Source organism: Pseudomonas brassicae, from assembly GCF_010671725.1.
GTDB lineage: Bacteria > Pseudomonadota > Gammaproteobacteria > Pseudomonadales > Pseudomonadaceae > Aquipseudomonas > Aquipseudomonas brassicae.
Genome location: NZ_JAAHBU010000064.1, coordinates 1 through 11,033, shown reverse-complemented (window position 1 = coordinate 11,033; position 11,033 = coordinate 1). Strand labels below are relative to the sequence as shown.

The 11,033-nt window shown below is 64.9% G+C and carries 12 protein-coding genes and 1 pseudogene; 5 read left to right on the top strand and 8 right to left on the bottom strand.

Annotation, left to right across the window (positions count from 1 at the left end; translation table 11 throughout):
• Positions 1-45 precede the first annotated feature (45 nt).
• Genes G3436_RS05855 through G3436_RS05835 form a run of 5 tightly spaced genes read right to left on the bottom strand, consistent with a single transcriptional unit; the run spans position 46 to position 3,912 of the window.
• Entirely contained in the window at positions 46-1,317 is a 1,272-nt protein-coding gene (locus G3436_RS05855) for a dihydroorotase (protein ID WP_163942363.1), read from the bottom strand.
• Positions 1,314-2,318, bottom strand: a complete 1,005-nt coding sequence (locus G3436_RS05850; protein ID WP_043862147.1) for an aspartate carbamoyltransferase catalytic subunit — start codon at positions 2,316-2,318, stop codon at positions 1,314-1,316. Before G3436_RS05850 ends, G3436_RS05855 begins: the two co-directional genes overlap by 4 nt.
• 12 nt (positions 2,319-2,330) lie before the next feature.
• Complete coding sequence (gene pyrR / locus G3436_RS05845) at positions 2,331-2,849, bottom strand: bifunctional pyr operon transcriptional regulator/uracil phosphoribosyltransferase PyrR (protein WP_163942361.1); 519 nt, start codon at positions 2,847-2,849, stop codon at positions 2,331-2,333.
• A 59-nt stretch (positions 2,850-2,908) separates the two neighbouring features.
• Positions 2,909-3,343 (bottom strand): Holliday junction resolvase RuvX, encoded by a 435-nt coding sequence (gene ruvX, locus G3436_RS05840; protein WP_163942358.1) that lies wholly within the window; start codon positions 3,341-3,343, stop codon positions 2,909-2,911.
• On the bottom strand, positions 3,343-3,912 hold the full coding sequence (locus tag G3436_RS05835) for a YqgE/AlgH family protein (protein WP_163942356.1): 570 nt from the start codon (positions 3,910-3,912) through the stop codon (positions 3,343-3,345). The genes ruvX and G3436_RS05835 overlap by 1 nt, the downstream gene beginning before the upstream one ends.
• 295 nt (positions 3,913-4,207) lie before the next feature.
• Between G3436_RS05835 and G3436_RS05830 the strand changes: the two genes are divergently transcribed.
• Positions 4,208-4,504 carry a hypothetical protein gene (locus tag G3436_RS05830; RefSeq protein WP_163942353.1) on the top strand — a complete coding sequence of 99 codons (297 nt, stop codon included), beginning with the start codon at positions 4,208-4,210 and terminating at the stop codon, positions 4,502-4,504.
• A gap of 248 nt (positions 4,505-4,752) precedes the next feature.
• Here G3436_RS05830 and G3436_RS05825 read toward each other — a convergent pair whose 3' ends face one another.
• The 3 genes and pseudogenes from G3436_RS05825 to gshB all read right to left on the bottom strand — a co-directional run bounded on the left by G3436_RS05825 (position 4,753) and on the right by gshB (position 7,813).
• Positions 4,753-5,751, bottom strand: coding sequence for an ankyrin repeat domain-containing protein (locus G3436_RS05825; RefSeq protein ID WP_163942350.1), 999 nt, complete (start codon positions 5,749-5,751; stop codon positions 4,753-4,755).
• Positions 5,752-5,854: 103 nt separating this feature from the next.
• A complete protein-coding gene (locus G3436_RS05820) occupies positions 5,855-6,760 on the bottom strand; it encodes an energy transducer TonB (RefSeq protein WP_163942347.1) in 906 nt (301 codons plus the stop codon).
• Positions 6,761-6,860: 100 nt separating this feature from the next.
• Positions 6,861-7,813: pseudogene (gshB, locus tag G3436_RS05815) on the bottom strand (glutathione synthase).
• 213 nt (positions 7,814-8,026) lie between these two features.
• On the opposite strand from gshB, the gene pilG reads away from it, so the two are divergent.
• From pilG to G3436_RS05795, 4 genes are all read left to right on the top strand, one after another.
• Positions 8,027-8,437 carry a twitching motility response regulator PilG gene (gene pilG / locus G3436_RS05810; protein WP_163942345.1) on the top strand — a complete coding sequence of 137 codons (411 nt, stop codon included), beginning with the start codon at positions 8,027-8,029 and terminating at the stop codon, positions 8,435-8,437.
• Positions 8,438-8,482: 45 nt separating this feature from the next.
• Complete coding sequence (pilH, locus tag G3436_RS05805) at positions 8,483-8,848, top strand: twitching motility response regulator PilH (protein ID WP_163942343.1); 366 nt, start codon at positions 8,483-8,485, stop codon at positions 8,846-8,848.
• On the top strand, positions 8,845-9,399 hold the full coding sequence (locus tag G3436_RS05800; RefSeq protein ID WP_163942340.1) for a chemotaxis protein CheW: 555 nt from the start codon (positions 8,845-8,847) through the stop codon (positions 9,397-9,399). Before pilH ends, G3436_RS05800 begins: the two co-directional genes overlap by 4 nt.
• Before the next feature lie 15 nt (positions 9,400-9,414).
• Positions 9,415-11,033, top strand: a 1,619-nt coding sequence (locus G3436_RS05795; RefSeq protein ID WP_163942337.1) for a type IV pili methyl-accepting chemotaxis transducer N-terminal domain-containing protein, incomplete at its 3' end; no start/stop codon positions are given.

The following is an 11,033-nucleotide window of genomic DNA, read 5'->3' as shown; positions in this document are numbered from 1 at the left end:
GAGCTGGCTTGCCAGCCAAGGGCCGCGATGCGGCCCCGGCTTTACTCAGGCTTCGTGGCTGATATGCCCGTCAACCAGGGTGTAGCGCACCGCGCCCGGCAGGCAGTGCCCGATGAACGGGCAGTTCTCGCCCTTGGAGCGCCACTGTTCGCCGGCAACCGTCGAGGCCTGCGGGTCGAACAGCACGATATCCGCCGCCGCCCCCACCTGCAGTGAACCGGCGGGCAAGCGCAGGGCTGCCGCCGGTCCGCTGGACAAACGCTGCAACAAAGTCGCGAGGTCGAGCAGGCCGTCTTCCACCAGGGTCATGGCCAGCGGCAGCAACAGCTCCACGCTGCTGATGCCGGGCTCGGTCGCACCGAACGGCGCCAGCTTGGCATCGCGCTCATGGGGCTGGTGATGGCTGGCGATCGCCTGGATCACCCCGGCCTTGAGCGCCTCGCGCAGGCCGTCGCGGTCGGCGCGGGTGCGCAGCGGCGGTTGCACGTGGTACAGGCTGGAGAAGTCGCGCAGCGCTTCGTCGGTGAGGATCAGCTGGTACAGCGCCACGTCGGCCGTCACCGGCAGGCCACGTGCCTGTGCCTGCTCGATCAGCTTGGCGCCACGCGCGCTGGTCAGCTGGCTGAAGTGCGCACGCACGCCGGTCTGTTCCACCAGCAGCAGGTCGCGGGCCAGGGCCACGGTCTCGGCGGTTTCCGGAATGCCCGGCAGGCCGAGGAAGCTCGCCATCGCGCCTTCGTGGGCCAGGCCACCCTGGGCCAGGTCACGGTCCTGGGAGTGGAAGATCACGGTCAGGTCGAAGGTGGCCGCGTAGTCCAGCGCACGCGCCAGGGTACGGTTGTTGCCGAAACTGTTCAGGCCGTTGCCGAACGCCACGCAGCCGGCATCGCGCAGGGCGATCAGCTCGGCCAGTTGCTCGCCTTCCAGGCCCTTGCTCAAGGCACCGATCGGGTACACCTTGCTGTGGCCGGCTTCGCGGGCACGGTCCAGGATCAGCTCGGTGACCGCCGAGGTGTCGAGCACCGGCCTGGTCTGCGGCGGGCAGCACAGGCTGGTCACGCCACCGGCTGCAGCGGCGCGGGTTTCGCTGGCGATGCTGCCCTTGCGGCTGTAGCCGGGCTCGCGCAGGGCGACGCTGAGGTCGACCAGGCCGGGTGCCGCCACCAGGCCCTTGGCGTCCAGCGTGCGGGCTGGCGTGAAACCGGCCGGGGCGGCGCCGATGGCGACGATCTTGCCGGCGTCGATGTGCAGGTCGCTGACCTGGTCCAGGCCGCTGCTGGGGTCGATGACCCGTGCGCCGAGGATGCTGAGGCTCACTGGGCGTTCTCCTGCTCGAATTGACGTTGTGCGGTTTGCCCGCTCATGGCCATGGACAGTACTGCCATGCGCACGGCGATGCCGTAGGTGACCTGGTTGAGGATCACCGAGTGGGCGCCGTCGGCCACTGCCGACTCGATCTCGACGCCGCGGTTGATCGGCCCCGGGTGCATCACGATGGCATCCGGCTTGGCCCCGGCCAGGCGCGCGGTGGTCAGGCCGAACAGGCGATAGAACTCGCCCTCGCTGGGCAGCAGGCCGCCGGTCATGCGTTCACGCTGCAGGCGCAGCATGATCACCACGTCGACGTCCTTCAGGCCCTGTTCGAGGTCGGTGTAGACCTTCACGCCGTACTGCTCGATACCGATCGGCAGCAGGGTTTTGGGGCCGATCACGCGGATATCCGGGCAGCCCAGGGTTTTCAGCGCGAGCATGTTCGAACGCGCGACCCGCGAGTGCAGGATGTCGCCGACGATGGCCACCGAGAGGTTTTCGAAGCCGCCCTTGTGGCGCCGGATGGTCAGCATGTCGAGCATGCCCTGGGTCGGGTGCGCGTGGCGCCCGTCGCCGCCATTGATGATCGCCACTTCCGGGCACACGTGCTCGGCGATGAAGTGCGCGGCGCCCGAATCGGCATGGCGCACCACGAACATGTCGGCGGCCATGGCTTCGAGGTTGCGCAGGGTGTCGAACAGGGTTTCGCCCTTGCTCGTGGAGGAGGTCGACACGTTCAGCGTGATCACGTCGGCCGACAGCCGCTGGGCGGCCAGTTCGAAGGTGGTGCGGGTACGCGTGGAGTTCTCGAAGAACACGTTGCATACGGTCTTGCCGCGCAGCAGCGGGACTTTCTTGACCGCGCGGGCGCCGACTTCGAGGAACGAGTCGGCGGTGTCGAGGATTTCGGTCAGCAGCTCGCGGGGCAGGCCGTCGAGCGAGAGAAAATGGCGCAGCTGGCCCTGATCATTGAGCTGCAGCGGGCGCTTGGCGTCGATTGGCGTCATCGCGGGGGACTCTTAAAGGGCGGAAGCGGAGGCGAGGTCCTGGCGCTCGAGCACGAGCTGCGCGGGGCCGGACAATTTTACCCGTTCATGGGCGCCCAGCGACAGCGTGGCGCCGACCACGTTCGGCCGGATCGGCAGCTCGCCGGCGTCCAGGTCCAGCAGGCACACCAGCGTCACGCTGGCCGGGCGGCCATAGTCGAACAGCTCGTTGAGGGCGGCGCGGATGGTACGACCGCTCATCAGCACGTCGTCCACCAGCACCAGGTGCTGGCCTTCGATCTCGAACGGCAGCTCGGAAGGGCGCACCTGCGGGTGCAGGCCGTTCTGGCTGAAATCGTCGCGGTAGAACGACACGTCCAGGGTGCCCAGTGGCGTGTCGTTGCCCAGCTCGGCAAGCAGCGCCTGGGCCACCCACACGCCGCCGGTGCGGATGCCGATGAAGCGTGGCTCGGCGATGCTGCGGCGGGCCAGGTGGGCGCGAAGATCAACGGCCATCTGCCGGATCAGTTCGGCGGGATTGGGTAGGCTCATGCGTGCTCCTCAAGAGGCCGGGGCAGGGGGCTGGCCCGGCGTGTAACCGATGGTCGGGTTTACCCCTGTTCGGCGTTGGCGTCCAGCCAGCCCTGCAGTAGCAGGGCGGCGGCGATGGCATCCACCGGGTTGTCGCGGTAGCTGCCGCGCTGGCCGCCCCGGGCCAGGCGTTCGCCCTTGGCCTCGAAGGTGGTCAGGCGCTCGTCATGCGTGTAGGCCGGCACATTGAAGCGGCCGTTCAGACGGCGGGCGAACTTTTCGGCGCGCGCGCTCATCTCGCTGGGCGTGCCGTCCATGTTCAGCGGCAGGCCGACGACGATGGCATCGGGCTGCCATTCCTTGAACAATTTTTCCACCTGGGCCCAGTCCGGCACGCCATTCTGCGCCTTCAGGGTGCACAGCTCGCGGGCCTGGCCGGTGATCACCTGGCCGACCGCGACGCCGATCTGCTTGGTGCCGTAGTCAAAGCCCAGCAACAGTTTAAGTGCGGCCATCAGGCGTGCCCCGCCTGGCTGGTGAGCAGGCTGAGCTTGACGCCCAGGCTGGCCGCGGCCGCTTCCAGGCGCTGATCGCAGGCCATGCCGAAGACGATTTCGGGGTCGAACGGGCAGTTGAGCCAGGCGTTGTCGGCCAGTTCCGCTTCCAACTGGCCGGCTTCCCAGCCGGCGTAGCCCAGGGTGATCAGGCTCTTGTCGGGCCCCACGCCGTCGGCGATGGCAAACAGCACATCCTGCGAGGTCGACAGCGACAGGCCTTCCAACTGCACGGTGGCCTGGAAGGTCTTGTCGTTGCTGTGCAGCACGAAGCCGCGGTCGGTCTGTACCGGGCCGCCGATGTAGATCGGCACGTGAATGCAGCGCGCCGGCGGGTCGGTGTCGGGGCGCAACTGTTCGAGGATATCGGTCAGGTTCAGCTCCTGCGGGCGATTGACCACCAGCCCCATGGCACCGTGGGCGTTGTGCTCGACGATGTAGGTCAGGGTGTGGGCAAAGTTCGGGTCGGCCATGTGCGGCATGGCAATCAGGAACTGATGCTTGAGGTAACTCGGGCTGAGGTTTTTCATGGCTGATAGTGTGGCGGCGAGCGGCCACGCTGACAAGGTGCAGGTGTTGGGTTGTATGAGGGGTAGTGCTTGATAGCAGTTGCGTGAGTCGAGTGGGCAGGCGTGTCGACCCGCAACGTGTGCTCGTGGTTATCGACGAGTGTGAACGCATCTGCGCAGTAATTATATTTACGAGGCGTGTGCCAGCGGCTGAAAAGTTTATTTTTTCTAAACTGATATTTGTGTCAGGTTACACATTTAAGGCGGTTGAGCATGATGAAGCTGCAGTGATCAATCAGAATACAAGGAGGTTTTTATGGCTACGCGCATGGCGATAAATGATGCTAAAGGGAACCGTGATGATAATACGGTAACACTTGAGGGGCGCGGTGATCCCGATAGAGACTTCATAGTCTGTGTAAGTGGCACCGGCGCATATTGTTACAAGGGTAAAACAGATGGGAAGGGCGAGTTTCTCGCCACATTCACCCCGCCCGGTGATCCTAACGGCAGCCAGCAGTTCACGGTGCGGCACCTTGAGGCGGACGGTACCGTAGGTGACAATCTAGGTTGGGCAAATGCTTTTAATAACCCAATTGAAGGTAAAGCCTAGAACACAAGAAAAATGGCAACCAGCGGCGCTGCAGTTGGCGCTGAAGGTTGCCGCTTAATAACGGTGTTTTCGGTGTGGAAAAAGTGACTGCAGGGTGTTTTACTCGGGTTACGATTAATTGGCATTCGGTATAAAAAGATCGCTGTACTGCTCGGTGTTTGATAGGGCCGAAGTTGGTCAGCAAACCATGGCGGCGAGCGGCCATGCTGACAAGGTGCTGGCAGCACCTTGTCCGCATGAAGCGGGCTTTACTTGAACAGTGCGGCGACCTTGGCCGAATACACGATTGGCGACTTTTCGGCTTCACGCAGTACGTACTCGCGCACCGTTTCTTGCCGGGTTTCGGGGTACTGCGCCATGTAGGTCGGCGAGTAGGCCGGGGCCTTCAGGCTGGCACCCGCGGCGATCAGGGCTTTCACGCAGTCGGGGTTGTAGGAACGGGCGGCTTCGAGCAGTGGCGTGCCGACGGAGATCCTGCCTTTCTGCTCATGAAAGGCGTCGATGTTGCCCTTTTTCAGCAGCAAGGCGATGCGCTGGGCGGCTTGCGGGTCGGGCGTATCGTTCAGATCCCACGGGCGCTGGCAGACAAAGTGCAGGGCGGTCCAGCCGGAGGTGGTGACCTGATAGGGGTCTGTGCCGGCGTCGATCAGCAGCTTGATCACGTCAAGGTTGCCGGCACCGCGGCCGGTCAGTGGCGAGAAGTCGCTGCCCAGCAGCAACGTGGCATCGGCACCCGCGGCCAGCAGCCGTTTCACCAGTTCGGGCTGCGGGTAGGTGTGGCTACCACCGCTGGCGGCCAGTTCCAGAGGCGATGCGGAGTTGCCGCGTGCAATCACATTCACGTTGGCGCCGGCCTTGATCAGGCTTTCGACCATTTTCACGTCGGCATCGGTGGCTGCCTGCTTGATCCGGTTGAGCGCGAACATCAGCAGGGTTTCGCCATTGGTATGGATCGGCGCATCGATGTCCTTGACCGTCGGGATCAACAGGTCGAGGGCGTCAGGCGTCTTGGTGTAGATGGCGGCAACCAGTGTCTGGGTGTCGGCGGTGGCGCCCTGGGACAACACCAGCTTTACCCTGGCCAACTCCTCGGGCGTCTTGTAGTAGCCATAATCGCCGACGGCGTTGTACAGCGCCTTGGACAGCTCGGCGGTGTCGCGTGCGGAGCGGGTTTCGCCGGCTGCGGCAGTGGCGTACAGGGCCAGCACGGCCAGGGTGATACGCAGGGCAATAGCGGGGCGCGCCATCGGAGAGTCCTTTCGAGGGGGAATGCGGGCGTGCATCATCACAGCGTGGCCATTATTTTGCCATCGGGTGATCCCCTAGCGGCGTCTTCGGCGGCAAACGGTCTCAGTTGCTCGACAACCGATCACCCCGCGCAAAGCGCCAGGTCCGTACGATCTCCAGCCGGTCGATGTCCGACAGGTCGCCGGTAAACGGCGCAAACGGTGCCGCCAGGCGCACGATGCGCTGCGCCGCCTGGTCCAGCAGCGGCTGCCCCGACGACTCCAGCACCAGCACCTCATACAGCGAACCATCATGGTTGATCGACACCAGCAAGCGCAGGTTGCCGTAGATCTGCTGGCGACGGGCCTCGTCCGGGTAGTTGAGGTTGCCGATGCGCTCGACCTTCTTGCGCCACTCATCCTTGTACCAGGCACCCTTGTCGCGCATGGTCGAGGCCGCACTCAAGCGATGGATGCGCGGGCGCTTGGCGTACAGCTGCTGCTCGTTGGCCAGCTCCGCCTCCAGGCTGGCGATCTGGCTGGACAGGTCCGCGCTGTCGAATTCGGGCGTCGCCGCCTTGGGTTGCACCTTGGGCTGCACTTCCTTGGGGCGGGTTTCGACTTTCTGCGGTTTTGGCGCCTTGGTGGCCACCACGGCCTTGGGCGGTGCGGGCTGGGGCGCCACTTCCTGTTTCGCCGCAGGTGGCGGCGTCACCTTGTTGATGGTGCTGTCCTGAAACGGCGCAACCTCAGTGGTCTTGGGCAGCGCCTTCTTGTCCAGCGTGCCGCTGCCCTGCTGGTTGTCCTGGGCCAGGTAATCAGCCTTTTTCGGCGGCGCTTCGTGCTTGAAGGTGGCCAGGGTGATTTCCATGGTGCGACGGATTTCTTCAGGCTTGGCGAAGGTGAACCCCAGGCCCAGGATCAGCGCCAGGTGCAGCAACGCCGCCAGAAACAGGGTAAAGCCCAGCCGGTCCGCTGCGCGTACACGGGGCGGGGCAAAGTCGGCAGGAATGTCGGCAGGAAGCGTCATCGATTATCCAGCAGCCGGGGCAGGGCCGGCGCAGCGGGGTGCCAGGTCGAGAATGGACCGGCATGATACCCCACAACGCGGGCCCGCCACTTGTCGGCGGTCAGCGTGCCTTGAGCTTGCGATCAATGGCGTCCATCAGCAGGGCGCCGATCTGCGTGCCGTAGGCATTGTCGATCTCGCGGATGCAGGTGGGGCTGGTGACGTTGATTTCGGTCAGGTGCTCGCCAATCACGTCCAGGCCGACGAACAGCAGGCCCTTCTCGCGCAGGGTCGGGCCCACCTGGGCCGCGATCCAGCGGTCGCGCTCGCTCAGCTCGCGGGCTTCGCCACGCCACCGGCGGCCAGGTTGCCACGGGTCTCGCCGCTGGCCGGGATACGCGCCAGGCAATACGGCACCGGCTCGCCATCGATCATCAGGATGCGCTTGTCGCCGTCCTTGATTGCCGGCAGGTAGGCCTGCGCCATGATCTGCTGGCTACCCAGCGCGGTCAGGGTTTCGAGGATCACCGACAGGTTGGGGTCGCCCACCCGGTGGCGGAAGATCGAGGTGCCGCCCATGCCGTCCAGCGGCTTGAGGATCACGTCGCCGTGCTTGGCGGCGAACGCGCGGATGATGTCCGGGCGTCGGCTCACCAGGGTCGGCGGGGTGCACTGCGGGAACAGCGTGGCGAACAGCTTCTCGTTGCAGTCGCGCAGGCTTTGCGGGCGGTTGACCACCAGCACGCCAGCGGCCTCGGCCTGCTCCAGCAGGTAGGTGCTGTAGACGAACTCCATGTCGAACGGCGGATCCTTGCGCATCAGGATCACGTCCAGCTCGCTCAGGGCGCTGTCGACTTCGGCGTCGAGCTCGAACCAGTGCTCGGGGTTGGCGAACACCTTGAGCGGGCGCATGCGGGCACGGGCCACGCCTTCGCCCTGGTACAGGTCCTGCTGCTCCATGTAGAACAGCGACCAGCCGCGTTCCTGGGCGGCCAGCAACATGGCCAGCGAGCTGTCCTTCTTATAGGAGATCTGCGCAATGGGGTCCATGACAATCCCGAGGCGAACGCTCATGGGGTATATCCTCTCGGCGGCGCGATGCCGCATTGGCTCGAATGAAAAGTGGCGTCAGGGTGGCGCTCGCGGGGCTGGCGGTCAAGGGAAAAACACTGCGTGGGCAGTGCCGGGGCCGGCCGCGACGCGGCTCGATGGAATGCACCCCCAGAGTGTGCTAAAAAGGCCTGGCACGTGGCCTGCAAGGCCATCCCAGGCGGTGGTAGAGCAATTATGGTACAGCCCGACACGGCGTTGAAAGTGATGGTGATCGATGACTCCAAGACGATTCGCCGCACCGCCGAAATGTTGCTCGGCGAAGCCGGCTGTGAAGTCATCACGGCGGTCGACGGCTTTGACGCGCTGGCCAAGATCGTCGATCACGTCCCCGGGATCATTTTCGTCGATGTGCTGATGCCGCGCCTCGACGGCTACCAGACCTGCCTGCTGGTCAAGCAGAACCGCGCCTTCAAGGACATCCCGGTGATCATGCTGTCGTCACGCGACGGCCTGTTCGACAAGGCCCGTGGCCGGCAGGTGGGCTCTGATCAATTTCTGACCAAACCTTTCAGCAAGGAAGAACTGCTGGATGCGATCCGCGCCCACGTGCCGGGTTTCGCCGCAGAAGAACAACCCGCACCCTGACGTCGCGCCCTGGGTTGCGGCATCTTGCCTTTATTGGGGAACAGCATGGCTCGAGTTCTGATCGTCGATGATTCGCCGACCGAAATGTACAAACTGACCGGTATGCTCGAAAAGCACGGGCACCAGGTGCTCAAGGCCGAGAACGGTGCCGATGGCGTGGCCCTGGCCCGCCAGGAGAAGCCCGACGCGGTGCTGATGGACATCGTCATGCCTGGCATGAACGGCTTCCAGGCCACCCGTCAACTGAGCAAGGACCCGCAAACTGCGGGTATTCCGGTGGTCATCGTCACCACCAAGGACCAGGACACCGACAAGGTCTGGGGCCAGCGCCAGGGTGCACGTGATTACCTGACCAAGCCGGTCGACGAGGAAACCCTGATCAAGGTGCTGAACGAAGTCCTCAAGGTTTGACCGCACGGCCCATGGGCGACGCCAAGACCGCCTTCGAGCTGCTGCTCGACATCGACCGGCGCTGCCGCCTGCTGGCGGCCGACCTGCCGTTGCAGGAAACCCGCCTGCAAACCTGGAGCGGGATCGGCTTTCGCATGGCCGAGCACTGGTTCGTGGCGCCCATGGGCGAGGTCGCCGAAGTGCTGCAGGAGCCCAGGCTCAGCCGGATCCCCGGGGTCAAGCCCTGGGTGGCCGGGGTGTCCAACCTGCGCGGGCGGTTGCTGCCGGTGATGGACCTGTGCGGGTTTCTCGGCCTGGGCCTGTCAGTGGTGCGCAAGCAGCGCCGGGTGCTGGTGCTGGACCATGACGAACTGTTCGCCGGCCTGCTGGTGGACGAAGTGGTGGGCTTGCAGCATTTTGCCTTGCACGGGCTGGAGCTGTCGCCGCCCTCGCCACTGCTGTCGGCCGCTGCGCCGTTCGTGCAGGGGCATTTCCAGCGTGAGCACTGCTGGGGGATTTTCAGCCCGTTCGCCCTGGCCCAGACGCCAGGCTTTCTCGATGTGGCGTTGTAAAGGGATGCCAGACCTGTGACCACGTTCAAGACCAGCCCATCGGTACAAGGCTCGCGCAGCAGTGCACAGATCGCCGCACTGTTCATCGTGCTGATCCTCTCGATCATCCTGCTGTTCGCCAACTTCGCCTACCTCAATACCCAGGCCAACTACGACAAGCAGTACATCGGCCATGCCGGGGAACTGCGCGTGCTGTCCCAGCGCATCGCCAAGTACGCCACCGAAGCCGCTGCCGGCAAGGCGGTGGCGTTCAAGCTGTTGAGCGATGCGCGCAATGACTTCGAGCAGCGCTGGGGCTACCTGAACAAGGGCGACCCGGCCACCGGCCTGCCGCCCGCGCCCGCCGCCGTGCGCGGCGAAATGAACGCCGTGCAGCGTGACTGGGAGAGCCTGCGCAAGAGCAGCGATGCGATCCTGGCCAGCGAGCAGACTGTGCTGTCGCTGCACCAGGTGGCCGCCACCCTGGCCGAAACCGTGCCGCAACTGCAGGTCGAATACGAGAAGGTCGTGGAGATCCTGCTGCAAAGCGCTGCCCCGGCCAACCAGGTGGCCGTGGCCCAGCGCCAGTCGCTGCTGGCCGAGCGCATCCTCGGTTCGGTCAACACCGTGCTGGCCGGCGATGACACTGCGGTGCAGGCCGCCGATGCCTTCGGCCGCGACGCCAGCCGTTTCGGCCAGGTGCTCGACGGCATGCTCGGGGGTGCCCCGGCGATCCAGGTGACCCGCGTGCAAGACCCCGACGCCCGTGCGCGGCTGGCAGAAATCGCCGAGCTGTTCCAGTTCGTGGCAGGCTCGGTGGACGAGATCCTCGAAACCTCGCCCGAGCTGTTTCGCGTGCGTGAGGCCGCCAGCAGCATCTTCAGCCTCTCGCAAACCCAGCTCGATGAAGCCTCGCGGCTGGCCAGCGGCTTCGAGAACCTGGCCGCCGGGCGTACCCTCGATACGGTGGGCGGCTACGCGCTGGGCCTGCTGGCGCTGGCCTCGATCATCCTGATCGGCCTGGTGATGGTGCGCGAGACCAACCGCCAGCTCAGCGAGACCGCCGAGAAGAACGAGCGCAACCAGCAGGCGATCATGCGCCTGCTCAACGAGATCGAAGAGCTCGCCGATGGCGACCTGACCGTCACCGCCTCGGTCACCGAAGACTTCACCGGGGCCATCGCCGATTCGATCAATTATTCCATCGACCAGTTGCGCGACCTGGTGGCCACCATCAACCTGAGTGCCGAGGAAGTGGCCAGCGCGGTGCAAGAGACCCAGACCAACGCGCACCTGCTGGCCAAGGCCTCGGAGCACCAGGCGCAACAGATCACCGATGCATCGATTGCCGTGGGCGACATGGCCGAGTCGATCGACCGGGTATCCGGGCATGCCTATGAATCGGCCAAGGTGGCCGAGCGCTCGGTGGCCATCGCCAACAAGGGCAACGAGGTGGTGCACAACACCATCGACGGCATGGACAACATTCGCGAACAGATCCAGGACACCGCCAAGCGCATCAAGCGCCTGGGCGAGTCGTCCCAGGAAATCGGCGACATCGTCAGCCTGATCGACGACATTGCCGACCAGACCAACATCCTCGCCCTGAACGCCGCGATCCAGGCGTCGATGGCCGGTGAAGCCGGGCGCGGCTT

Bases quoted from the DNA above. Each gene is read 5' to 3' on its own strand.
- G3436_RS05850 (WP_043862147.1), bottom strand. From the start codon at position 2,318: ATGACGCCAATCGACGCCAAGCGCCCGCTGCAGCTCAATGATCAGGGC.
- pyrR (WP_163942361.1), bottom strand. From the start codon at position 2,849: ATGAGCCTACCCAATCCCGCCGAACTGATCCGGCAGATGGCCGTTGAT.
- ruvX (WP_163942358.1), bottom strand. From the start codon at position 3,343: ATGGCCGCACTTAAACTGTTGCTGGGCTTTGACTACGGCACCAAGCAG.
- G3436_RS05835 (WP_163942356.1), bottom strand. From the start codon at position 3,912: ATGAAAAACCTCAGCCCGAGTTACCTCAAGCATCAGTTCCTGATTGCC.
- G3436_RS05830 (WP_163942353.1), top strand. From the start codon at position 4,208: ATGGCTACGCGCATGGCGATAAATGATGCTAAAGGGAACCGTGATGAT.
- G3436_RS05825 (WP_163942350.1), bottom strand. From the start codon at position 5,751: ATGGCGCGCCCCGCTATTGCCCTGCGTATCACCCTGGCCGTGCTGGCC.
- G3436_RS05820 (WP_163942347.1), bottom strand. From the start codon at position 6,760: ATGACGCTTCCTGCCGACATTCCTGCCGACTTTGCCCCGCCCCGTGTA.
- pilG (WP_163942345.1), top strand. From the start codon at position 8,027: ATGGTACAGCCCGACACGGCGTTGAAAGTGATGGTGATCGATGACTCC.
- pilH (WP_163942343.1), top strand. From the start codon at position 8,483: ATGGCTCGAGTTCTGATCGTCGATGATTCGCCGACCGAAATGTACAAA.